The organism is Roseiarcus fermentans, from assembly GCF_003315135.1.
Classification (GTDB): domain Bacteria; phylum Pseudomonadota; class Alphaproteobacteria; order Rhizobiales; family Beijerinckiaceae; genus Roseiarcus; species Roseiarcus fermentans.
The window spans coordinates 62024-85365 of record NZ_QNRK01000008.1; the positions used below are offsets into that span (position 1 = coordinate 62024).

General features: G+C 68.6%; 21 protein-coding genes, 1 tRNA gene and 1 pseudogene. 11 read left to right on the forward strand and 12 right to left on the reverse strand.

What is annotated here, in order from left to right:
• Positions 1-56: 56 nt before the first annotated feature.
• Positions 57-365 carry a 50S ribosomal protein L28 gene (gene rpmB / locus DFR50_RS08705; protein ID WP_113888813.1) on the forward strand — a complete coding sequence of 103 codons (309 nt, stop codon included), beginning with the start codon at positions 57-59 and terminating at the stop codon, positions 363-365.
• A 118-nt stretch (positions 366-483) separates the two neighbouring features.
• On the opposite strand, the gene eda is transcribed toward rpmB, so the two are convergent.
• Positions 484-1131, reverse strand: coding sequence for a bifunctional 4-hydroxy-2-oxoglutarate aldolase/2-dehydro-3-deoxy-phosphogluconate aldolase (gene eda / locus DFR50_RS08710; protein WP_113888814.1), 648 nt, complete (start codon positions 1129-1131; stop codon positions 484-486).
• A 124-nt stretch (positions 1132-1255) separates the two neighbouring features.
• On the opposite strand from eda, the gene DFR50_RS08715 reads away from it, so the two are divergent.
• Positions 1256-3034, forward strand: coding sequence for a cation:proton antiporter domain-containing protein (locus tag DFR50_RS08715; RefSeq protein ID WP_245427477.1), 1779 nt, complete (start codon positions 1256-1258; stop codon positions 3032-3034).
• 10 nt (positions 3035-3044) lie between these two features.
• On the opposite strand, the gene DFR50_RS08720 is transcribed toward DFR50_RS08715, so the two are convergent.
• The gene (locus DFR50_RS08720; protein ID WP_113888816.1) at positions 3045-3551 is read right to left on the reverse strand and encodes a disulfide bond formation protein B; all 507 of its coding nucleotides are present in this window, start codon (positions 3549-3551) and stop codon (positions 3045-3047) included.
• A complete protein-coding gene (locus DFR50_RS08725; RefSeq protein WP_113888817.1) occupies positions 3551-4132 on the reverse strand; it encodes a YqaA family protein in 582 nt (193 codons plus the stop codon). The genes DFR50_RS08720 and DFR50_RS08725 overlap by 1 nt, the downstream gene beginning before the upstream one ends.
• 160 nt (positions 4133-4292) lie before the next feature.
• Here DFR50_RS08725 and DFR50_RS08730 point away from each other — a divergent pair.
• A tRNA-Leu gene (locus DFR50_RS08730) sits at positions 4293-4377 on the forward strand.
• A 127-nt stretch (positions 4378-4504) separates the two neighbouring features.
• A pseudogene (locus DFR50_RS08735) lies at positions 4505-4690 on the forward strand (IS3 family transposase); the annotation flags it as partial.
• Positions 4691-4727: 37 nt separating this feature from the next.
• On the opposite strand, the gene DFR50_RS08740 reads toward DFR50_RS08735, so the two are convergent.
• The 6 genes from DFR50_RS08740 to DFR50_RS08765 form a co-directional block, all read right to left on the reverse strand.
• Positions 4728-6194, reverse strand: a complete 1467-nt coding sequence (locus DFR50_RS08740) for an amidohydrolase family protein (protein ID WP_113888818.1) — start codon at positions 6192-6194, stop codon at positions 4728-4730.
• Between the two features lie 108 nt (positions 6195-6302).
• Positions 6303-7838: a sugar ABC transporter ATP-binding protein gene (locus DFR50_RS08745; RefSeq protein ID WP_113888819.1), complete on the reverse strand. Its 1536-nt coding sequence runs from the start codon at positions 7836-7838 to the stop codon at positions 6303-6305.
• Positions 7835-8917 (reverse strand): NHL repeat-containing protein, encoded by a 1083-nt coding sequence (locus DFR50_RS08750; RefSeq protein ID WP_113888820.1) that lies wholly within the window; start codon positions 8915-8917, stop codon positions 7835-7837. Before DFR50_RS08750 ends, DFR50_RS08745 begins: the two co-directional genes overlap by 4 nt.
• On the reverse strand, positions 8917-11115 hold the full coding sequence (locus DFR50_RS08755) for an ABC transporter permease (RefSeq protein WP_113888821.1): 2199 nt from the start codon (positions 11113-11115) through the stop codon (positions 8917-8919). The genes DFR50_RS08750 and DFR50_RS08755 overlap by 1 nt, the downstream gene beginning before the upstream one ends.
• 48 nt (positions 11116-11163) lie before the next feature.
• A complete protein-coding gene (locus DFR50_RS08760; RefSeq protein ID WP_113888822.1) occupies positions 11164-12171 on the reverse strand; it encodes a sugar ABC transporter substrate-binding protein in 1008 nt (335 codons plus the stop codon).
• Positions 12172-12209: 38 nt separating this feature from the next.
• On the reverse strand, positions 12210-13217 hold the full coding sequence (locus DFR50_RS08765; RefSeq protein ID WP_113888823.1) for an ABC transporter permease: 1008 nt from the start codon (positions 13215-13217) through the stop codon (positions 12210-12212).
• 102 nt (positions 13218-13319) lie between these two features.
• Between DFR50_RS08765 and DFR50_RS08770 the strand changes: the two genes are divergently transcribed.
• The 3 genes from DFR50_RS08770 to DFR50_RS08780 all read left to right on the forward strand — a co-directional run bounded on the left by DFR50_RS08770 (position 13320) and on the right by DFR50_RS08780 (position 15899).
• Positions 13320-14315 (forward strand): fumarylacetoacetate hydrolase family protein, encoded by a 996-nt coding sequence (locus DFR50_RS08770; RefSeq protein ID WP_113888824.1) that lies wholly within the window; start codon positions 13320-13322, stop codon positions 14313-14315.
• Between the two features lie 29 nt (positions 14316-14344).
• Positions 14345-15121, forward strand: a complete 777-nt coding sequence (locus tag DFR50_RS08775; protein ID WP_113888825.1) for a cyclase family protein — start codon at positions 14345-14347, stop codon at positions 15119-15121.
• A 100-nt stretch (positions 15122-15221) separates the two neighbouring features.
• Complete coding sequence (locus DFR50_RS08780) at positions 15222-15899, forward strand: GntR family transcriptional regulator (protein ID WP_113888826.1); 678 nt, start codon at positions 15222-15224, stop codon at positions 15897-15899.
• 250 nt (positions 15900-16149) lie between these two features.
• Here DFR50_RS08780 and DFR50_RS08785 read toward each other — a convergent pair whose 3' ends face one another.
• Positions 16150-16728: a TetR/AcrR family transcriptional regulator gene (locus DFR50_RS08785; RefSeq protein ID WP_113888827.1), complete on the reverse strand. Its 579-nt coding sequence runs from the start codon at positions 16726-16728 to the stop codon at positions 16150-16152.
• A 122-nt stretch (positions 16729-16850) separates the two neighbouring features.
• Positions 16851-17150 carry a helix-turn-helix domain-containing protein gene (locus DFR50_RS32855; RefSeq protein ID WP_245427480.1) on the reverse strand — a complete coding sequence of 100 codons (300 nt, stop codon included), beginning with the start codon at positions 17148-17150 and terminating at the stop codon, positions 16851-16853.
• A 237-nt stretch (positions 17151-17387) separates the two neighbouring features.
• Here DFR50_RS32855 and DFR50_RS32860 point away from each other — a divergent pair, with 237 nt between their 5' ends.
• From DFR50_RS32860 to DFR50_RS08800, 4 genes are all read left to right on the forward strand, one after another.
• Entirely contained in the window at positions 17388-17651 is a 264-nt protein-coding gene (locus DFR50_RS32860; protein WP_245427493.1) for a hypothetical protein, read from the forward strand.
• 76 nt (positions 17652-17727) lie between these two features.
• On the forward strand, positions 17728-17976 hold the full coding sequence (gene lptM / locus DFR50_RS31310; RefSeq protein WP_147262704.1) for an LPS translocon maturation chaperone LptM: 249 nt from the start codon (positions 17728-17730) through the stop codon (positions 17974-17976).
• A gap of 6 nt (positions 17977-17982) precedes the next feature.
• Positions 17983-19254, forward strand: coding sequence for a diaminopimelate decarboxylase (gene lysA, locus DFR50_RS08795; protein ID WP_113888828.1), 1272 nt, complete (start codon positions 17983-17985; stop codon positions 19252-19254).
• A 34-nt stretch (positions 19255-19288) separates the two neighbouring features.
• Complete coding sequence (locus DFR50_RS08800; protein WP_170153117.1) at positions 19289-21886, forward strand: TIGR02302 family protein; 2598 nt, start codon at positions 19289-19291, stop codon at positions 21884-21886.
• Between the two features lie 179 nt (positions 21887-22065).
• Here DFR50_RS08800 and DFR50_RS08805 read toward each other — a convergent pair whose 3' ends face one another.
• A complete protein-coding gene (locus DFR50_RS08805) occupies positions 22066-23064 on the reverse strand; it encodes an adenosine kinase (protein ID WP_113888830.1) in 999 nt (332 codons plus the stop codon).
• Positions 23065-23342 lie beyond the last annotated feature (278 nt).

Sequence of the window (23342 nt, forward strand, 5' to 3'; positions counted from 1 at the left end):
CGTATTCTTGTTTGTCCGCGCTCCAAGTTGAAATTTTACGCGAAGGATTCCGCGCGATGTCACGCCGCTGCGAGCTGACGGGCAAGGCCGTCCAATACGGCAACAAGGTCAGCCACTCCAACCGCAAGACGCGCACCCGCTTCTTGCCCAACCTCGTCCAGGTGACGCTGCTGTCGGAATCGCTCGAGCGGGCGGTGCGCATGCGCGTCACCGCGGCGGCGCTGCGTTCGGTCGAGCACCGCGGCGGCCTCGACAACTTCCTCGCCAAGGCGCGCGACGCCGAACTCTCCGACGGCGCGTTGAGCCTCAAGCGCGAAGTCGAGAAGAAGCGCGCCGAAGCCGCGCCGGAAGCCAAGGCGGCGTAAAGCCCGTTTGTAGGGCGGGGTCGTCGACCCCGCCTTTGCGCCCTGCAGGCTGCGAGGGTCTCGCCTTCGGGCGAAGCAATCCCGTGGATCGGCCGCGGGCGCGGTCGTCGACCGCGCCCTACAGGCGCCGCAGCCCCGCCGCCTCGCGGGCCAGCGCCTCCACCCTCGCGAAGTCGCCCGCCGCCAGCGCCTCCTTCGGCAGCATCCACGAGCCGCCGACGCAGGCGACGTTGGGCAGCTTCAGGTAGTCCGCCGCCTTCACGAGATCGATGCCGCCGGTCGGGCAGAAGCGCAGGTCGGGCAGCGGCGCGGCGAGCGCGGCGAGCAGCCGCGCGCCCCCGACCGCCTCCGCCGGAAACAGCTTCAGCGTGCGAAATCCGAGTTCGCGCAGCGCCATCGCCTCCGAAGCGGTCGCGCAGCCGGGCAGGAACGGGACGGGCGCCGCCGCGGCGGCCTCGGCCAGATCGGTCGTCGCCCCCGGGCTCACCAGAAAGCGCGCCCCCGCCGCGACCGCGTCATCGATCTGGTCGGGCGAGACGATCGTGCCCGCGCCGACGACCGCGCCCGGAACCTGATCGGCGATCGCCGCGATCGCCGCGAGCGCGCTCGGCGTGCGCAGGGTGACCTCGATCGCGGTGAGGCCGCCGGCGACCAGCGCCCGCGCCTGGGCGAGGCCATCCTCGACGCTGCGAACCGTCAGCACCGGAATGATCGGCGCGAGGGCCGTGATCGCGTCGGTTTCGGCGTCGCGTGAATAAAGCGTCATGGGGCTGCTCCCGGCTGTCCGCGCCTCGATACCGCATCGGCATAGCACGCCGGCGCGCCTCGCCGCGAGGCTCGCGCCGCCGCCCGAATCGACTAAACTTCGCGCGGCGCGAAAGGCGGACCCCTTGCACGAAACCGACGACCTTTCCCTGTACCGAGAGGCGCTGCTGTTCCTGGCGACGGCCGGCGTGGTCGCGCCGCTGTTCTTCCGCCTGCGGGTCAGCCCGGTGCTCGGCTATCTGCTCGCCGGGCTGGCGCTCGGGCCGTACGGCCTCGGCGCCCTGTTCCGCAAGGCGCCGTGGCTGGAGTTCTTCTCCATCAGCAACAGCGAGACGATCGACCGCATCGCCGGTTTCGGCGTGGTCGCGCTCCTGTTCACCATGGGGCTCGAACTGTCGCTCGAGCGCATCCGGCGCATGCGCCGCCTCGTGTTCGGTCTCGGCCTCGCCCAGGTCGTCGTCACCACGCTGGCGCTGACGGCGGCGGCCATGGGTCTCGGTCTCGCGCCGGCGGCGGCGCTGATCGTGGCGGCGGCGCTCAGCGTGTCGTCGACGGCGATCGTCATTCCGATGCTGATCGAGGGCCGGCGGCTCGGCGCCACGGTTGGGCGCGCGAGCTTCGCGGTGCTCCTGTTCCAGGATATCGCGGTCGCGCCGCTCCTGGTCATGGTCGCCGCCTTTTCCCGCGGGGCCGGGAGCGGCCTCGGCGTGCTGGTGGTCGAGACGCTGGTCCCGGCGGCGGCCGGGCTCGCGGCGCTGATCGTGTTCGGCCGGCTGGCGCTCAGGCCCTTCTTCCATTTCGTCGCCGAGACGAGGAGCCCCGAGTTCTTCATGGCGGCCTGCCTTCTGGTCGTGCTCGGCGACGGCCTGCTGGCGGCCGCGAGCCATCTGTCGATGGCGCTCGGCGCCTTCATCGCCGGGCTCCTGTTGGCCGAGACCGAGTATCGGCGCGAGATCGAGGTGACGATCGAGCCGTTCAAGGGCCTGCTGCTCGGGCTCTATTTCGTCTCGGTGGGGACCGGGATCGATCCGGCGCTGATTCTGGCCAGGCCGGGCGTCATCATCGGGATCGCGGCCGGGCTCGTCGCCGTCAAGGGACTCATTCTGTTCGGCCTCGCGCGCGGCTTCCGCCTGCCGTGGCGGGCGAGCGCGGAAATGGCCCTCCTGCTCGGGCCCGGCGGCGAGTTCGGCTTCGTGATGATCGGCGCGGCGCTCGCCGGCGGGATCGTCGACCGGACGCTCGCGACGACGCTGACGACCTCGGTCGCGGTCTCGATGCTGGCGATTCCCGCGCTCGCGCGGCTCGGCGCGCTGATCGACCCGCTGGCGCGCGGGCGGTCCGACGCGCCGCCCGAGGAGGCGCCGCCGGACTCCGACGCGGCGCGCGTCATCCTCGTCGGCTACGGCCGGGTCGGCGCGCTGATCGGCGACATGCTCGATGCGCACCGGGTCCCGTTCATCGCCGTCGACGCCGACCCCCGCGTCGTCGCCAGCGCGCGGGCGGCGGGAAAGCCGGTCTATTACGGCGACGCCTCGCGCGCCGATTACCTGCGGCGCTGCGGCGTGGAGACGGCGCGCGCGGTGGTGGTGACGATGGATTCGCCCAACGCCAACGAGACGGTGGTCGAGACGACGCGAAAGCTGCGCCCGGACGTGACGCTGGTCGCGCGCGCCCGCGACGCCGACCACGCCCACACGCTCTACGACCTCGGGGTCAGCGACGCCGTCCCGGAGACGATCGAGGCGAGCCTGCAACTCGCCGAGGCGACGCTGGTCGACATCGGCGTGCCGATGGGACTGGTGATCGCCTCGATCCACGAGAAGCGCGACGAGTACCGGAAGATCCTGGCCGCCGCCGGGGCGCCCGAGCGGCCGCGGTCGGTCCGCAAGTCCAAGCGCCGCTGACCGTCCCGCGTCAGCGCCCGAGTCTCGCCGCGAGCGCCGCGTAGAGCGCCAGTCCGAGGCTCGCCACGACGTCCCAGCCGGCGAGCGACAGCCCGAGGAGGCGCAGTTGCACCTCGTCGCAATTCACCACATGCACGGAATTCAGCGACGTCATCAGGTCGCCGGCGCTCACCGGGCCGGTCAGCGCGCCGGTGCAGGCGGTCGGTCCCGGCCACCAATGCTGCTCGACGCCGACGTGATAGAAGGCGAGCGCAACGTTGGCGAGAAAGACGAGCGCGATCAGCACGAACAGGGCGCGCGCGATCCCGGGACGCGACCGGCTGGCGCTGACGGCGGCGAGGGCCGCGAGCGGCGCGGCGGCGTAGAAGGCGTTTCGCTCGGCCAGGCACAGCTCGCACGGCGCATAGCCGAGGGCCTGGAAAGTCCATGCCGCGGCCAGCACCGCCAGCGATCCGGCCAACAACCAGAGCGCGCGCCCGGCTTGCGCGCGCGGCAGGATCAGTTCGGCGAGGCCCATCAGAAGACTTTCATGGCGATGAAGAATCCGGCGGCCGTCACCGCGACGAAGGCGGCGAGGACGGCGACGAAATTGCGCTCCATCGCGTTGCGCACCGGCTCGCCGAACCAGTTGAGCGCGCCCGCCACGAGAAAGAAGCGCGCGCCGCGCGTCACCGCGGAGAGCGCGACGAACAGCGGGAAATTGTAGGCGAGCAGGCCGCTGGTGATGGTGACGAGCTTGTAGGGGATCGGCGTCACCCCCTTGACCAGGATCACCAGCCAGCCCCACTGGGCGTAGGTCGCCTTGAGCGCGTCCATTTTGGCGCCGTAGCCGTAGAGCTGGACGAGCCAGGCCCCGAGGGTATCGTAGAGCAGCGCGCCGATCGCATAGCCGAGCATGCCGCCGGCGACCGAGGCGACGGTCGCGATCAGCGCGAAGCGCCACGCCCGGCTCGGATAGGCGAGCGCCATCGGCGCGAGCAGGATGTCGGGGGGCACGGGAAAGAACGAACTCTCGGCGAAGGCCACGGCCGCAAGCGCCGCTTCGGCGTGCCGGCTTTGCGCGAGCGCCTTGACGCGGGCGTAGAGCGTGTCGACCATGTCGGGATCCTCGCGGCGGCCGACCCTTACGCGGTTCCGGCGCGCCTGTCCATGCGACCCGGCAAGAGGGGAGGGCTCCGGCGTTGGCGCGACCGCCGAGCGCGGGAGGCGTTGACCCTCCGGCGCGCCGCAGTTTATATGGCCCGTCCGCTTCGTGCGGGCCCCTATGGCGGAACTGGTAGACGCGTCCGACTCAAAATCGGATTCCGCAAGGAGTGCTGGTTCGATTCCGGCTAGGGGCACCACCTTCTGAACCGCGCCGGGTATGCCGGAGGCTCCAACTTTTGAGAGGATGGAGCCAAGACGAGCAGGACGACGAAGACGTTTTCCCGAGCGCCGTCCTGCGCGGGAAGATCCGGCGCGTGTTCGACCTACAAGACCGAGATCATCCGTCGACGCGGCCCGTGGCGCAGCCGCGAAGCCGTCGAATACGCCACCCTCGAATGGGTCGGCTGGTTCAACAATCGACGCCTTCTCGAGCCGATCGGAAATATCCCTCCCGCCGAGGCTGAAGCCCGCCGCCATGCCCAGGCCGAGGGTCACGCCATCGCTGCGTGACGGTTCAATTGGAGAGCGCGTCAGTTCGCGAGGGGCTCTATTCCGGCCACACCGTCGACCTCCGGTCAAAAGCCCACAGGGCGGTCCAGAGGTTCTGGATCTTCTCCAGCGGAATGCGCTGAGCGTTCGCCATGACGTGTTCGGTCGAGGCGACAAGCCGCCTGCGCCAGTGCGGCCAATCGACTCCCAGCAGCGCGCCGTTTCGCTTCAGGGCGCGGCCGTGAACCCAGACGCTGTCGACATTGGACGGGTTGGCGTAGAAGACCACGGTCCCGACAGGGTCGATCACCGGCGCGGTGTTGATATCGCGGCCGCTGATCAGCGCGATGTCCGCCTTCTTGCCCGGCGTGAGACTACCCGTGACGCTGTCGAGCCCCGCCGCCCGCGCCCCGCCGATGGTCGCCATTTCGAGCGCGGAGCGCGTGGCGGGGCTGACGAGGCCCGGCATCCGGCCCTCCAACTCGTCGCGGGCATTGACGCGCGCCCGTTGAGCCTGGAGCTGCAGGCGCATCTGGGAGAACATGTCGCCGGCGATGTTGGACACGATGTCGATCCCGAGCGACGCCTTTCCGCCGAGCGAGGCGAACCGGTACCCGACCGGGTGCCCCATTCCCATCTGCATTTCCGTGTCGGGCGTCGCCGACACGCTGCATCCGAACTCGGCCAGCAACCGCAGCTCCTGATCGGTGAAGCCGCCGCCGTGAACGAACAGGCACTTCTCGTCGAGAAAGCGATCCTCGGCGAAATATCTCACCATGCGCGCGTCCTTGCACAGCGCGCCCATCGCCATGTGCATCGAGATGCGGTGGGGATCCAGCAGACGGATGCGCGACAGTTCCGAACGCACCTCGTCGTAGGGCTTGAACTCGTATTCGTTGGTGGCGACGCCGAACCGCACGCGGCCGTCCTTGTGGAAGTAACGATCGCGAACACGCTCGCCGTCGTCGAAACGCCAGTCTTCGACATCGCTGAACATCTCGCCGATCAATTCGCCGACCTCGATCGGCGCCCCGATCTGATGCTTGGCGTTCCGGAACATGCCGTAGCAGAAGACGCCGCCGACGCCCGACTCGAAGATGCCGCGCACCGCCTCGTCGGCGTGGTCCGGAGAGTTGATGATGTGGCAATGGTCGACGACCGAGGTGATGCCGCCGTTCACCGCCTCCAGACAGCCGACGTAGTTGCCGAGGAAGACGTCTTCGGGCCGATAGAAGGCGGCGAAGATGGAGCGCATGTTGATGACGTAGTCGCACAGACTCCAGTCGACGGCGACCGTCCGCAACTGCGTCTGCCAGGTGTGCCGGTGCGTGTCGACGAACCCGGGAATCGCGATCATCGACTCCGCGTCGACGAGCTCGACCGCCCCGGTATCGACGGAGATCGTCGGCGCCACCGCCGCGATCGTCTCGCCTTCGATCAGGATGTCTCCCTTGCCGAAGTCGCCGATCCTGGGGTCCATCGAAAGGATAGAGGCTCCGCGAATCAGTATCCTATTTTCTGTCATTTGAGACCCTTGAGCATGTAGGAGCAGGAACGGGCGGTCCCGACGCGGCCCGCGCTCGCGACGCAGGACGCGCCCTCGCGCTTCGGCCGGACGGATCTCGAAGACGTCTCACGCCACCGCCGCATTCATGATCTTGTCCTGGGACGCTTCGTGGACTGGAAATTCCTCGACGATCTGGCCCTGACGCGCCACCAGCACGCGATCGGAAATGCTCAGGATCTCTGGAAGATAGGACGAGATGACCACCACCGCGATTCCGTCCGAGGCGAGGCTTCGAATGAAGTCGTGGATCTCGGTGATGCTGCCGACATCGACGCCGCGAGTCGGCTCGTCGAAGAAGACGATCTTCGGCTTCTGACAGAGCGACTTCGCGATGACGACCTTCTGCTGGTTTCCGCCCGACAGCTCAACCAGCCGCGATCGGGGGTCCAGCATCCGCACGTTCATTCGCTCGACCCAGGGATTGGCGACGCGCGCCGCGTCGCGGCCCGTGGCCGGCGACCAGAGGCGCCGCGCCTTTGCAAGCCAGCCGATGTGTATGTTGCGATACGGCGCCATCGTCTCGAAGAAGCCGTCGAGCTTGCGGTCCTCGGTGACGTAGACGATGCCGTCGGCGACCGCCTGCTCGGGGGTGCGGTAGCGGACCGGGCGGCCCTCGAGCAGAACGCGTCCGCCATTCGTCATGTCGCGCTTGAGCACGCCGGACACGACCTTGGCGGCTTCGGTTCGACCTGCGCCGATGAGGCCGGCGATCCCCGTCACTTCTCCTGCCCGGACCGAGAACGACATGGATCGCACCATGCCCCCCATGCGCAGGTTTTCCACCCGGAGGACGACCGGCAGCTTTTTCTCGCCCTTCCGCATCTGCTGAAAGCGGTCGCGCGAATTGAGCTGGGTCGCGTAATACGTGTCGTTGATCGTCCGGCCGACCATGTGGCGGATGATGGTCTCGCGCGTGAAGCCCGAGGCGTCGCCCGTGACGATCGGCTCGCCGTCGCGCAGCACCATCACGCGGTCTGCAATCGTCAGCGTCTCCTCGAGCGCATGCGAGATGTAGATGACCGATACGCCGTTCGCGCGGAGACTGCGCAGGAGCCGGAAGAAATTCCTCTTCTCAGCCGGAGTCAGCGTGGCGGTCGGCTCGTCGAAGATGATCAGGCGGACGTCGTTGTGGACCGCCCGCGCGATTTCGACCATCTGGCGCTGGGCCGTTCCGAGGCTCGAGACGAGCGCCGTCGGATCGACGTTGAAGTTGAGCGCCCGCAGTGTCGCCTGCGTGGTCTTGTAGAGCGTCTTCAGGCGATTGACGAGGCGCTCCTGCCCCAGCACGACGTTCTGCGCGACGGTCATCGAGGGAACGAGGCTCGACTCCTGATAGACCATGACGATCCGGTCCGCGAGCGCATCCGCCGGACGCGCGTAGTTCAGCTCCTTGCCGTCGAGCCACATCTGACCCGAGGTTAGGCGCACCGCGCCCGCGATCGCCTTGCAGAGGGTCGACTTTCCGGCGCCGTTCTCGCCGAGCAACCCGAAGATCTCGCCAGCGCGGATGTCGACGTCGATGTTGCGGATGGCGTGGACGCCGCCGTAGACCTTGCTCGCGTTGCGGACCTTCAGCCGGACGACGTCCGAGACGACGTTCATCGCAGATCTCCTGTGGACTCTTCGTCGTGGCGAAGAAGCTTGCCGTTGCCCTTCGATGTCAGGAAGACGGCGCCCGCCGCGGTCGCGACGCCTGTCACGCCGTGCCGCTTGCCGTCGACCCGACTGTGCAGGGAAGCGGCCGGCGAAAGCTCCTCGTCCAGCCGGATCACGAGCCCATAGGATCGCGCCGGAGCCCAAGGCTTGCGGACGCCGTACTGCTTGACGCCGCCGAGCTGCGTAGGCTCGTGCGGATGATCGGTCGCAGCGAGCGCGGGAGCGATCCAGAATTCCTCGTCGACCTCGCGCATCATGCGCTCGGACAATCGGCGGTCGGCGAGCACGAAGTCCACGAGTTGCGTGCGGGCGGCGAAGCAGCAAAGCCAGAAGCCGCCCCCGGCGGCGGCGCAGAGCCTGCCGGGGTAGGCCGGAATGTCGTCGTAGCCGAAACGCGGGTCGCCAAGCGCGCGGACGCGATGCGCCCAGCTCTCCGCAACAAGGACGTCGCCGTTCGGCAGCGCCGCCACGCCCTGCGGCCATGCGAGGGCGCCTGCGACGAGCCTGTCGCGGCCGGAGACGAGGTCGATCTCCACCACCCGACCGGCTCGGTTGCCCTGGAAGAGATCACGCCGCCAATGCGCCAGCGGGTTGCGGTGCGACCCTTCCGCGACGAGCATTCGGTCGCCGGCGACGGCGATCGCCGTGACGCAGGTGAAAGCCTGGCTCGCGGCCTCGCGCAGCACGCGGCCGTCGCGGCCGCCGCCGACGAAGACGATGCGATCGCCGTCGACCGCGACCGCGAGCCCGCCGTCGGGCAGCGCCGCCAGCGCCCCGCCCACGCCGTCGAGAACGGCGACCGTCGACTGGAGGGGCGCAAACCATTGGCCGGTCACCCGCACGATCCGGGCGCCGCTCGACACGACGGGATCGCCGCTCACGATCGCCACGTCGTCGGGACTTTCGAGACCGCGCGCGATCAGGCGGCAGAGGTCGAGGTCCTGGTTCGGGCGCAGCACCCCGTCGAAGACCGGAGCGGACTGTTGCTCGCCTCCGAAGAACAGGCGCCGGAAAATCGCCGCCATCAGCGGATCTCCTCGAGCTGACGGGGCGATTCCTCGCGCTGGTAGAGGAAGTTCGGGCTCTTCCACACGTCGCCGTCGCGGTCGACGACCACCCGCCCGATGCGGTTGTTGAAGATCCCCGCGAGGTAGAGATACGGGCCATATTGCCGAGCCGACGTCACCGCCGAATAGTTCTGGCCACGCCCGGCGGGATCCCAGAGCATCCGCTTGATCTCGCCGGCCTCCGTGAGCAGGAAGGCGCCGCCGGCGTTGAAATTCGGGGTCGGCCACTCGTCACGAGGGAGGCTGCGGACAATCCGGTAGCGCGCGGCCTTTTCCGACGCCATCAAGTCGAAGCTCGGCGTCCTGGCGCCGACCGCGGCGACCCAATAGCCGTCGGGAGCCTTGCTGATGTTCGCCGGATAGACCGGCAGATTCTCGATCACGGTCTCGGTCCGCCCGGCTTTCTGTCCGGAGAGCCAAAGGCGCGAGATGCGGCAAAGCCAGGTTTCCGAGAAAAGCAGCGACTGGCCGTCCGAGGCGACGCAGACGCCGCTCGGATAGACGAGATGGTTGATCAGCGTGCGGGTGCGCCCGGTCGCCGGGTCGTAGACGAGGATGCGGCCGTTCGGGCGGGCTTCGACGGCGTCATTGATCCAGGCATGAACCTCGTGCCTGTAGGACGCCTCCGAGATGTAGACCTTCTCGTCTGGTCCCACCGAAAGATTGACGAGGGCGGCGAGGCGGCTGTCGTCGCGGAATCGGAACGGGGTGCGGTTGGTCTCGTCCGAAAGGCGGTGGACGACCCGGTCGTCGCCGATCGCGACCAAGCCGACACCCGCCACGAGCGCGAGCAGCCGTCCGTCGGCGGCCCACGCCAGCCCGCGAACCTGTCCGCCGGTTCGCGCATAGGCCTCGCGAGCGCCGTAGTTGTGGCCGTAGTACCGCATGATGAGCCCGTTGGACGTCCCGGTGTAGACTCGGTCCTGCTGATCGAGCAGAACGTCTTCTGGATTGAACAGCCGCATCTCCCGGTCATCGAGGACGTAGTCTTCCTGACCGGCGAAATCCTCGCCCCTGAATCCGATCGGATAGGCGCCGCGCAGCCCGAAATTGACCGCGAAAGGCGAGCCGGATCCGGGATCGATCGCCGGCGGCGGCGGAAGCCTCAGCGCCGCGGGATCGATGTACAGGCGCGCCGCCAGCCGCGGCAGATTCTTCAGAAGCTTGCGGTCGACCGCCACGGCGAGCAGCATGAGCGCGCCCATCACCAGCGAGTTGACGCCCGAGACCACGCCCGCGCGCACCAGCCCGTTGTTGATGAGGAAAATCGTCAAGGCGCCGATCATCGCGCGCGCCGCCGATCCGCGGCCGCCCATGAGGCTGACGCCTCCGAGCACCACCGCGGTCAAGGCGTCGACCTCGAGCCCAACGCCGACGTCTCGGCCCGCGTTCATGAATCGGGCCGCGTAGAACAGCCCGCCGGTCGCTGAAAGGGCGCCGGAGATCACGTAGGTCGAGAAGACGAGCCAGTTCACCGGCAGGCCGGCGTGACGCGCCGCCAGACGCCCCGCGCCGACCGCGGCGATGTGCCATCCAAACCTCGTGCGGCTCCGAACGAGATGGACGACGACGGCGATCAGCCCCAGAACGACCAGATTGATCGGCACGCCGAGCAGGGACCCGCCGCCGATGTAGTCCCAGAGCGGGGACGCCGGATCCCCGGCGGAAAGATCTGCTGCGTATTGGTAGGTGACGAGCTCGTAGATCGAACGGAAGACGATCAGCATCGCCATGGTCGTCAGCAGCGCGCGCGCCCGCAGGAAGCCGATCAGGGCGCCGTTGACCGCGCCGAGCAGACAACCGGCGAGAGGCGTGAGGACGAGACAGGCCCAAACCGGAAGGCCGACGACCGAAACGAGGAAGAGCGAAAGGAAATTCGCCAGGGCGAAGATCGATCCGACGCTCAGATCGACCCCGCCGCCGATCAGCACGATCGCCATGGCGAGCGCAACAAATCCGAACTCCGCAAACTCCCGGCCGGTGGAAGTGAGACTGCCCAGGGTCAGGAAGTTCGGCACGAGCGCGCCGCTGACCGCGATCAGGACGACCAGCAGCGTGAAGGGGACGAGCGTCTCGAACCAGCGTTTGGCCATCGCTTCCGACAGCTGCTGCCGAGGCGCCCAGATACGCTCGAATGCGGACAGGCCAGTTGACATGATGGTCCCCCGAGCCGCGGGAGCGGCCTCGCTCCCGCGGGGAAAAAACTAGCGCCAGCAGAGGCCGTCGCCGGCGTTGTCGCGCGTGATCACTTCGAAGGGACTGTAGGCGGCGAGCTTGAAGGTCCCCGGCGGCTGCTTCATCTGCAGCAGGTACTTGATCGTCAGCATGGCGTCGCGACCCTGCTTCTCGTTGTCGACGCTCCAGTACTTGGTCAGAATGCCGTCCTTGACCGCATCGCAGATCATCTGCGGGTTCTCGCCGGTCGAGTAGGTGGACACTTTGTCGCTCAGGCCGGCCGCCTTGACGGCCTGCCCCGCGCCCATCGTCATCGGGCCCCAGTGGCCGAGGATCGCGCACAGGTCGGGATTCTGCTGCAAGACCGCGGCGGTGATTTCGCGCGCCTTGTTCGGATCCCACATCGCCGCCTGATCGGAGACGATCTTGATCTCGGGATGCTGGGAGAACACCTCCTTGGCCCCTTCCATCTCGAGGATGGACACGTCGGACGTCAGCTCGCCCTGAATGATGGCCACCTTCCCGGACTTGCCGGAGTCCTTCCCGCAGGTCTTGACGATGTCCTCGGCCATGCCGCGCGCCAGGTTCTTCCAATCCCCGCCCACGAAGGCGTCGGTCTTCTGGTTGGAGACCATGTTGAGCTGCACGACGTAGATGCCGGCGTCCTGGGCCTGCTTGAGCTGTCGGGCGAGAAGCTGGACGTTGGGGTTGTGGACGACGAGCACGTCCGGCTTCTCGGCGATCAGAGCCGTCACCGCCTGAGTCATGGCCGCGGTGCTCCAGTTGGGATCGCGGACGATCAGCTCCATTCCGAGATCGGACGCCTCGCCCTTCATCTCCTTCGTCCAACCGTCGGTCAACGGCAAGCCGAGCGCCTGTGGAACCCAGGCGATACGCTTGCCTTTGGTCGCCGAGGTGTAGGAATTGTAGAGTTCGTCGGAGCTCTTTAGCTTCGAGTCCGCCGACGCCGGCAGGCTCGCCAGACCCGCCATCAGACAGGCGAGCGCCACGACCGAACAGACTTTTCTGTTTCGCATTGGTTCCTCCCGGATTTTACGCCGCTCTTTTCATGATGTTAGAGCGTATCTCCCTGCTTTGCCGTCTCTTCGTCGACGGGGTGCAGGAAACGGTCGAGCAGAATCGCAACAACAAGCACAAGACCCTTGATCACCCCCTGGACGCTCGTATTGACGTTCAGAATGATCATTCCGTTGGTCAGAATGCCGATGAGCAGGGCGCCGGCGACGACGCTGAGCATGCCGCCCCGTCCGCCCGCGAGGCTGACGCCGCCGAGAACGACGACGAGGACGACGTCGAAGATCAGCGTCGAGTGGGTGATCTGCATGTCGATCGCGGCGGATGCGGCCGTGAACACGAATCCGGCGAGCAGAGCCGTCAGCGCCGCGATCATGTACTGAATGACGATCATGCCCCTGACCGGCGCGCCCGAATTGCGGGCCGCGGCGAAATTGTCTCCCTGAGCGTAGGTCAGGTGCCCGAAGGTCGTGGCGGTGAGAAGCAGGTGGAGAACCGCGACCACGCCCAGGAAGAGCAGCGCCGGCAACGGGACGCCGAACACCTTGGCTCCCGCCAGCGCGAGAAAGGCGGCGTGTTTGGCTGGAAGATAGAGGACCGCGCTGTTGAGAAAAAACGCGCGGCTCGCTCCGAAGAAGAGCAATCCGGAAGCCAGGGTGGCAAACAGCGCCGGCACCTCGAAGAAGGCGATCACGACGCCATTGACGCCTCCCATCAGCAGGGCGACCGCCACCACGATCGGAATGGCGGCGCTCATGGGCAGGCCGTTCGCCAGCAGTTGAACGAAGCAGGCGCCGACGACCGCCAGTTCCGACACCATCGAGAGATCGACCCCGCGGCCGATCACCACCACGGCCATCCCACAGCCCAGGATGCCGACCAGAGACATGTTGAAGACGAGCACCGACAGATTGCCGGGCGTCAGAAACCTCTGAAGCGTCAGCGCAAAAACGCCGAAGATGACCGCGGATACGAGGAAGACGACGGCTTCCTGAGAGCGCAGTGCGTGCAACCTGACCCTGCCGAGCTCCGCCGCAGCGAGCGTCATCCGCCTGTCCTCCCCCTACCAGGATGCGATCCTGTACAAACCGCTTGATTGTCGATAATTCATATGATCATATATCATCGGAGCGCGCAATAGGGAGGAGTCATGCGACTGGCGACATTTTTTGCGGATTTTGCGGATAACGTGGCGAGGGTCGGCGCCGTCGACGGCGGCGGCGCGCGCGTCTTCGACCTCGCGGCCGCGGCGACGCGCGCGAGCGCCGACGCGTCCGCCTTCGCCTCCATGCTGAGCCTGATCGACGCCGACGACGCCGGCCTCGACCTTGCCCGGACCCTGCTCGAGAAGCGCGGGGGCGAGGCCGATCTTTGGCGGCCGCTCGCGGAGGTGGTCCTGCTCGCGCCTCTGCCCGAGCCGCGCCAGATGCGCGACGGCATGTCGTTCGCCACCCACATTCTTCAGTCGGCCCGCGGCGCGAGGGCGCTGCAGGCGTTGAAGGCTGACGGCGTCGAAGCGTTCGAGGCCGCCATGGCGGCGCCGCTGGGCGACCTTCCCGCCGTGTATCGGCGGATCCCGATCTACTACATCACCAATCGTCAGACCGTCGTCGGCCCCGGCGCGACCGTGCGCTGGCCGCGCTACAGCAAGGTGATGGACTACGAGCTGGAAATCGCGGCGATCACCAAGCGCACGCGCGCGAACATTCCCGCGGCCGAAGCGTCCCGACACATCTTCGGCTATACGATCTTCAACGACTTCTCCGCCCGCGACCGGCAGACAATCGAGATGGAGGGACGCCTGGGCCCGGCCAAGGGCAAGAGCTTCGACGGTTCGAACGCCATGGGTCCATGGATCGTCACCGCCGACGAACTCGGCGACCCGCAGACCCTGAAGGTCGACGTGAAAGTCAACGGCGAGACGCGCTCGACCGGCGATACGGGCGCGATGCTGTTTTCCTTCGCCGAGTTCATCGCCGACGCGGCCCAGGACGAGACGATCCGCGCCGGCGAAGTCTTCGGCTCCGGCACGGTCGGCAATTGCTGCGGGCTCGAGATCGGCCGGTTCCTGCAAAGCGGCGACGAAATCGTTCTCGGCGTCGACCGGATCGGCGTCCTGCAAAACACAGTGATCGCGCAAGCGTGAACGACTGAGATCGAGAAAGAGAGATTGCCATGGCCCGCCGCCTGATCGACTTGTCGGTTCCCCTGCAAAACACCGTCTACGCCGACCCGCCCGGGCTCGGGCCGAGCATCGAATACATCGACCATGAGCAGAGCGCCGGCGAAATTCTCAAGTTCTTTCCCGGCCTCGCGAAAGAGGACCTGCCGGACGGCAAGGGGTGGGCGGTCGAGCGCATCCAGCTCTCCACTCACAACGGGACCCATATGGACGCCCCCTGGCACTACCATCCGACGATGAACGAAGGCGAACGCGCCGCCACCATCGACGAAATTCCGCTCGACTGGTGCCTGCAGCCGGGGGTGAAACTCGACTTCCGCCATTTCGAGGACGGCTATGTCGCGACCGCGGCCGACGTCGAGGCCGAACTCGCGCGGATCGGCCACACGCTCAAGCCGCTCGACATTGTCGTTGTGAACACGAGCGCCGGCGCCAAATACGGGCGGCCGGACTATGTCCCCTCGGGCTGCGGCATGGGCGCGGAAGCGACGCTCTACCTGCTCTCCAGGGGCGTTCGCGTCACCGGCATCGACGGCTGGAGCTGGGACGCGCCCTTTGTCCATACCGCAAGGAAATATGCCGCCACGCACGACGCGTCGCTGATCTGGGAGGGGCACAAGGCCGGGCGCCACGTCGGCTATTGCCATATCGAGAAGCTGCACAATCTCGAAGCCTTGCCGGCCGACGGATTCACGATCTCCTGCTTCCCGACCAAGATCGAGCGCGCTTCCGCGGGCTGGACCCGGGTCGTCGCGATCCTGGAGGACTAGTCAAGGCGGCGGCCGCGCGCGACCATGATTGGCGTCGCAATCGCCCGCGCACAGGCGGGTCGTGGGCGACGGCTGCGCAACATAGCTGATGGGTTGAGACTTGACCGTCGAAGAAGCCGACACCCTGGCCGAGCAGGCCGCGCAGCGGATCGAGGCCGACATTCTCGGCGGCGTGCTCGCCCCGGACAGCCGCCTCGGCATCGCGGAGACGTCGGCGCGCTACGGCGTCGGCGCGACGCCGTTGCGGGAGGCGTTGTCGCGTCTCTCCGCCCGAGGCCTCGTCAACGCGATCGGCAAGCGCGGCTTCCGGGTGCAGTCGATCTCGCGCGAGGACCTCGCTGACATCGTCCTCGTGCGCAGCGTGCTCGAGCGCCAGGCGATCCGTCTCAGCATCGCGGCCGGCGACGGCGCCTGGGAGGGCGCGATCGTCGGCGCGCTGCATCAGCTCAAGCGTTACATCGCCGAGAATCCCAGGGGATTCGGCGAGGGCGAGCCGGCCTTCGACGCTCTGCACAAGCAGTTTCACGCATCGCTGCTCGGCGCGTGCGGCTCCCCGCGGTTGCTCGCCGCCTTCTCCCGTCTTTACGACGAGGCCTATCGCTATCGCCGTCTGATGATGGCGACCTTCAAGAGCCACAGCGATTTCGTGAGAGGTCACGAGATCCTGGCCGAGGCGGCGATCGACCGCGCGACCGAGCGCGCCGAGGCTCTGGTCGAGGCGCATATCGCCTCCACTCTGGCGCTGGTGTATCCGGACAGCGCCGGCCACGACGCGTGAGCGCGACGGGTTCCGCGCCGAGGGGCGCCGCTTTCCGGGCCTGAGCAATCGGAAGCCGGCCGTGGCCGGCCTGCCGCCGCGCCTGAATCTGTCGGAAGGAGGGTTCGCCGCCGCTCGGCCGGAGCATGATGAAATCCGGGGGAGACACCGCCGTCATTGCGAGCGAAGCGAAGCAATCCCCGCCAGGGACTGCGGCGCCGGGGGTCGCTTCGCCTTCGGCTCGCAAGGACGGACGTCAATTCATCCTGCGTTAGGCCCCGGCGCGCTGGGTGTGGCGCGAGAGAATTTCGACCAGGAGCCCGGGCAGAGCCCCTTCCGAATCCGCTTCGGGCGCGACCTTGACCAGACCGAACTGCTCGAGATCGGCCATGCCGTGCACCGCCCCGAAAATGATCGCGACGATCTGCGCCGGGTCGCCCTCCCGGAGTTCGCCGGCCCGCTGCGCGTCCTCGACGAGGTCCGCCACCGTCATGAACGCCTGACGCGCCTCCGTTCCCACCGGGTTGTCGCTACGGCTCTCCTCGAGCAGCAGCCGGTATCGGGCCGGAAAGCGTCTCGCGAACTGGTAGTATTGGCCGACGACGAGACTGAGCGCGGCGAGCGGCGTCGCCGCCTGAATGCGCGCCGTGTCGACCGCGGTGCGCATCTGCTGGATGATGTGCCTGACCATGGCGTCGAGAAGCGCCCGCTTGTCGGTAAAATGCCGGTATGGCGCCGATTGCGAGATTCCCGCCGCGTCGCCGACCGCTCTCAGCGTGACCGCGCTCGGCCCCCCCGAATCGAGCAGGTTGGCGGCGGCGGCGATGATGCGTTCTTTGGTCGACAACATACGCCATGAAAATCATATCGAGTTAACGTCGTCAACCCCAGCCGTCAAGAATGTTGCTTGCCGTAAACCAGGGCGGTCGGACAAATCGACGCGGTCCGTCAATTGCAGGGAAACCCTCGACTCTACTCGTCGTTGCTGGCGTTGAGGTTCTCCAGTGCGATGGTCTCGGCCTTGCGGCCTTCACGCAGGCGCACGCCGACGCCGCCGCCGTTTTCGGGGATGAAATCGGCCCCCGCCGATTCGAGGGCGGAAACGATGCGCGAAGAGGTGTCTGGCCGGCCGCTGAGGCCGCCGGTCTTCGATTCGATTCGCTTGATCGTCGGAATCGACAGTCCCGAAGCCTTGGCCAATTCGGTCTGCGACCATCCGAGCAGCGCCCTCGCGGCCTTGATCTGCTGGGTCGTCACGCGCGGCGCCGCCAAAGAGACCTCCTCATGTCCCGATTCGACTGGACCGTCGCGCGAACTATCGCACGCCGACGGATCGTGCGCGAGTCGCCGAGGCCGCCAGCCGGAAACGCAATCCCGGACTGCCGGTTCCGTTCGCCGCCTCGCCCCGGGAAACCGGGCGCGCCGCGCCGGCGTCGCCGGGGAACACGCGAGGCCGCTTCCCGGTTGGTCCGCTGACGAGGTTTCAGCCCGTCTGATGGAGAGACCGTGATGATCAAGCCTGTCGCCCTGACCTTCGCCGCCGCCCTCGCGCTCGCGGCCCCCGGCCTCGCGCAAACGCCGCCCGCCGCGCGCGATTCGGATTCGCCCGCGTCGCAGGGCGCGGGAGCGGACCGGACGCGCGGAGCGCCGGCGCCCGGCCCCACGGCGCCGCAAACGATGGGACAGGTTCCGCACAAGCGACAGCCGGATCCCCTGTCGCGCAACCGCAACGATTGCAACAAGACGAACTGCGTCGACAACGGCGGCGGCTGAGGCGCCGCCCCGCGGGGGGCCTCGCATCGCCGCCGCGATCGGGTATAAGGACGCGTCCTCGCCGGAGTCGCGTCCCTTGCCCGCCCGTTCGCCGTCTTCCGCCCGCCGCGCGCTGGCGCTGTCCGTCCTCGCCGCCGTGGCGCTCGCGGCCTGCGGGCGCATCGGGCCGCTCGAACCGCCGCCGGACGCGAGCGCGCAGGCCAAACCGGAGATGCCGAAGCCGGGCGAGGTGAGCAGCGACACCCTCAACCCCCAGATGAAGCCGAAAATCCCGCCGATCACGCCGCCCAATCGGCCTTTCTTTCTCGACTTCCTGCTGAAATAAGGGCGCATGCGTCACTTCGCCTATCGAGACGGCGTGCTCAGCGCCGAACAGGTCCCGTTGCCCGAGATCGCCCGGGCGGTCGGCACGCCGTTCTATTGCTATTCGAGCGCCACCATCGAGCGGCATTTCCGGGTGTTCTGCGACGCCTTCGCCGGGCAGGACGCGCTCGTCGCCTATGCGATGAAGGCGAACTCGAACCAGGCGGTCCTCAAGACCCTGGCCGGGCTCGGCGCCGGGATGGACGTCGTCAGCGGGGGCGAACTGAGACGGGCGCGCGCCGCCGGCGTGCCTTCGGAAAAGATCGTCTTCTCCGGGGTCGGCAAGACCCGGGCCGAAATGACTCTCGCGCTCGACGAGCGCATCCTGTGCTTCAACATCGAATCCGAGCCCGAACTCGAGGCCCTGTCCGAGGTCGCGGCGGCGCGCGGCGAGCGGGCGCCGATCGCGATCCGGGTCAACCCGGACGTCGACGCCAGGACGCACGCCAAGATCTCGACCGGCAAGTCGGAGAACAAGTTCGGCGTGCCGATCTCGCGCGCCCGCGAGGTGTTCGCGCGCGCCCGGACGCTTCCCGGCGTCGAAGTACACGGCGTCGACATGCACATCGGCTCGCAGATCACGGATCTGACGCCGTTCGACGACGCGTTCGCGCTGCTCGCCGATTTCGTCGGGACCCTGCGCGCCGACGGTCATCGAATCGACCACGTCGATCTCGGCGGCGGGCTCGGCATTCCCTACCGCGCCGACAACGATCCGCCTCCGTTCCCCGACGACTACGCCGCCATCGTGGCGCGCCATACGCGGGCGCTCGGCTGCCGGGTGATTCTCGAGCCCGGACGGCTGATCGTCGGCAACGCCGGCGTGCTGGTCGCCTCGGTGATTTTCGTCAAGACGGGCGAGGGCAAGAGCTTCGTCATCGTCGACGCGGCGATGAACGACCTCATCCGCCCGACGCTCTACGACGCCTATCACGACATTTTGCCCGTTCGCGCGCCTGCCCCGCGCGCGGGGCGGATGATCCGCGCCGACGTGGTGGGACCGGTGTGCGAGAGCGGCGACTACCTCGCGCTCGACCGCGACATCCCGGAGGTCGCCGCAGGCGACCTGATCGCGGTGATGACGGCGGGCGCCTACGGCGCGGTGCAGGCCGGAACCTACAATACCCGCCCGCTCGCGCCCGAGGTTCTGGTCAAGGGCGCGGAATTCGCAGTCGTCCGGCCGCGGCCGAGCTACGAGGAAATGATCGCGCTCGACAAACTTCCGCCTTGGTTGGCGTAAGACTTGCTTCCTCTCTCGAACGATCGGGACGAGCTTGGCCGAGGCGCATGACGACAAAAGCGACGCGGAACTGAACGGCCGGCTCGACGGCCTGTCGCGCCGCGCCGGGCGCGCGCTGCTCGTGGAGCGGGCGTGGCCCCCGGTGGTGGCGGGCGTGGGCGTCGCGATCCTGTTCCTCGCCGTCTCGTGGCTCGGCGTCTGGCTGGTCGCTCCGCGCGCGCTGCGCATCGGCGGGGTGATGCTGTTCGCGCTCGGCCTCGTCTTCGCCCTGTGGCCGCTCTTCAGACTCCGCTGGCCGGGCGCGCGCGACATCGCGGCGAGGCTCGACCGGGATTCGGGGGCGGCGCACCGGCCGGCGACCTCGCTCGGCGATTCGCTCGCCAACGGCGACGATCCGGCGACGCGCGCCCTGTGGGCGGCGCATCAGGCCCGGCTTCGTCGCGCGGTCGAGGCGGTGCGGGTGGCGCCGCCGGCGCCCGGGCTCGCCGAGCACGACCCCTACGCTCTGCGCTTCGGCGTCGCGATGATGGCTTTCGCCGCGGCGGTGGTGGCGGGGCCGGAACTCGCCGGACGCCTCGCCGCCGCCTTCGACTGGCGCGACGGAGCGGCGCCGGCCGCCGCCGCCGGAAGCCGGATCGACGCCTGGATCGATCCTCCGCCCTATGCCGGCCGCCCGCCGGTGGTGATCGACGTCGCTTCGGGCGCGGCGCAGACGCTGACGGCGTTCGAAGGGTCGGTCCTCGTCGTGCGGGGGGAGCCGGGCGTCGTCGAGACCAAGGTCGAGGGAGCGATCGACCCGGTCGAGGGGGAGGCGAAACCGGCGGCGCAATCGGGGGTGAAGCCGCCGTCCGAGCGGCGCTGGACGATCCGCGGCCAGGGCAGGGCGACGATCTGGCGCGGCGGGTCCAGGGCGGCCGACGTCGCATTCTCGGTCATCGCGGCCGGCGCGCCCACCATCGCGCTGACGAGCGAGCCCGAGAGCAATCTCAGCGGCTCGATGACGCTCGCCTACCGGATCGAGGAGCGCTACGGCGTGACCGGCGCGCGCGCCGATTTCGCGCTGCCGCGCGATCCGACGAAGCCCGCGCCGCGCAGCCTCGCCGAACCGCCCCAGGCCGGCCTCGAGACGCCGAACTCCGCCAACGGCGCCGGCGAGGCCCGCTCCACGCTGGACCTCTCCGAACACCCCTGGGCCGGCGCGCGCGTAACGATGACGCTCGGCGCGACCAGCGTCTCCGGCAAGACGGGCAGGAGCGCGCCGGTGGAGGTGACCCTGCCGCAACGGCCGTTCCACAATCCGCTGGCCCGCGCGCTGGTCGAGGAGCGGCGCGACCTGATCCTCGATCCCGACTTCGCGCCGCGGCGGGTCGAGGCCGCGCTGACCGGGCTTTCGGTCGCGCCGGAACTGTTCGACACGCCGGCCGGCGTCTATCTCGGCCTGAAACAGGCGAGCAACGCGCTCGACGCCGCGCATACCGACGCCGATCTCCTCGGCGTCGCCCAGTTGCTGTGGACCATGGCGCTCCAGATCGAGGACGGCGACATGACGGCGGCGCAGCGCGACCTGCGCGCGGCCGAGCAGGCGCTGCGCGAGGCGCTCAAGCGCGGCGCGAGCGACGACGAGATCAGGAAGCTGACGCAGGCCCTGCGCGAGGCGGCGCAGCGCTTCGCCGCCGAAATGGCGATGAAGGCGGAAAAGAACGGCGACCAGAGCGCGCAGGACTCGAACCGGCAGGCGCAAAGCCTCGACAAGCTGATGGACCGCCTCGAACAGGCCGCGCGCGAGGGCGCGCGCGAGCAAGCCGAGGCGATGCTCGATCAGATGCAGTCCATGTTCGAGAACATGCAGAGCGCCGAGAACGACCAGGAGAGCGCGGCCGAGCGCGCGCTGCAGAAGCAGATCGACGAACTCGGCAAGCTGATGCGGGATCAGCAGGCGCTGCGCGACGACACGTTCCGCAGCGACCAGCGCGACGAGGAGCGGCGGCGCAAGGCGCGCCCGGCGCCGAACCCCGGCGCGCAAGCGGCGCCCGGCGACGACGGCCAGGCGGAGGCCGAAGAGGACGACGGCGCCAGCCGGTCCGACAAGGAGGCGAGCCCGGGCGACCAGGAACTCGCGGGGCGGCAGAAGGCGCTCGGCGACCGGCTGGCCGAGATGCAGCGCATGCTGAAGAGTCTCGGCGCCAAGGGCGAGAAGGGATTCGACGCCGCCGAAGGCGCCATGCAGGAGGCCGAGGGCGACCTCCAGGGCGGACAGGGACAGGGCGGCGAGCCGACTCCGCGCGGGTCCAGATCAGGCAAAGGCGCCGCGGTCGACGCCCAGGGGCGGGCGATCGAGGCGCTGCGCGAGGGCGCCCAGGGGCTGCAGCAGCAGATGAACGGCTCGGGCCAGGGCGGGCAGGGCCGCTATCAGGCGCGGCGGATGCGCCCGGGCGAGCAGCAGGGCGAGGATCCGCTCGGGCGCGGGCGCCGCCAGGGCGACATCGGCCGCAACGAGGGGCCGCTGCGCGACATGGGCAGCGTCGCCGAACGCGCCCGCAAGGTGATGGACGAACTGCGCCGCCGTCTCGCCGACCCCAATCGCTCCGAGGACGAACGCGACTACCTCGAACGGCTGATGAAGCGCGACTGAGGGAAAGGGCGAACCCCGACCACCGCGAATCTCGAGTCGGGACGAAGAGCCCTCATCCGGCGCTTCGCGCCGCCTTCCCCTCAGGGGGAAGGGCTGGCGCCCCTCTCCCTCAGGGAGAGGGTGTCGGCCGAAGGCCGACGGGTGAGGGGTCGCCGGCGCCTTGCACGAAGATCTCGCCTCTACAGCGTCAGCCCGTGCTCCGCCGCCAGCGCCGCGAGCGGGACTTGCGGGCGCGCGCCGAGGTGCTGGATGATCTCGGCCGCGGCCAGCGCGCCGAGGCGGCCGCAGGCGGTCATGTCGAGGTTCCGCGCCAGGCCGGCCAGGAACCCGGCGGCGAACATGTCGCCCGCGCCGGTGGTGTCGACCAGCTTCTTGATCGGGAAAGCCGGCGCTTCCCACGTACCCTCGCCCTCGATCACGATGCAGCCCTTCGCCGACCGGGTCACGACGCCGAGCACCCCCTCGGCGCGCAGCGCGTCGAGCGCCTCCTCGAAATGCGGCGTCTCGTAGAGCGAGAGCAGCTCGTCGGTGTTGGCGAAGATGGTGTCGACCGTCTTCGAGCGCATGAGCTCGATGAACTCGCCGCGGAAGCGGTCGACGCAGAAGGAATCGGACAGGGTCAGCGCGACCCGGCGCCCGGCCGCGTGAGCGATCGTTCCCGCCTTCTGGAAGGCGGACTTGGCCGCCGGCCGGTCCCACATGTAGCCTTCGAGATAGACGACCTTCGCCGCGCGGACCAGGTCCTCGTCGACGTCGGCCGGCGCGAGGTAGGTGCTGGCGCCGAGATAGGTGTTCATGGTGCGCTCGCCGTCGGGCGTGACATAGACGAAGCAGCGCCCCGTCGCCGGCCCGTGCCCGGCCGGGCTCGTGTCGAACCGGACGCCGGTCGAGCGGATGTCGGCAATGAAGGCGTCCCCGAGCGGGTCGGACTTGACCTTGCCGATATAGGCGGCCGCGACGCCGAGCGAGGCGACCCCGACGATGGTGTTGGCGGCCGAGCCGCCCGACACGACGATCGGATCGACCCGGGCGGCGTAGAGCGCCTCGGCGCGGTCCTCGTCGATCAGGGTCATCGCCCCTTTCGCCATGTCCTGCGCCTCGAGATAGGCGTCGTCGGCGTGGGCGAGAATGTCGACCAGCGAATTGCCCAGGCCCAGAACCTCGATCGTCGTCGTCATCGCCCCTCGCGTCAAAGCGCCTGCATCCGCGCGCTTTCGCACTGCCGGCGGGCGCGGTCAATTCCCGCCGCGCCGAGCGCGCCGCATCGGGCGGGGCGGGCGACGGGCGAACCGGCGGCCTCGGCGACCCGGGCGCCCAAGAGGCCAAGGCTGCAGGGCGCAGTCCGCCCGAACCACGGGGGCGTCGCCGCGCCCGATCGAACGGTCCGGCGGGCGACGGAAACGCCGCTCCGAAACCTTTGACCCGTCCGGGGGTTGGGCCGTAAACCAGACGACGC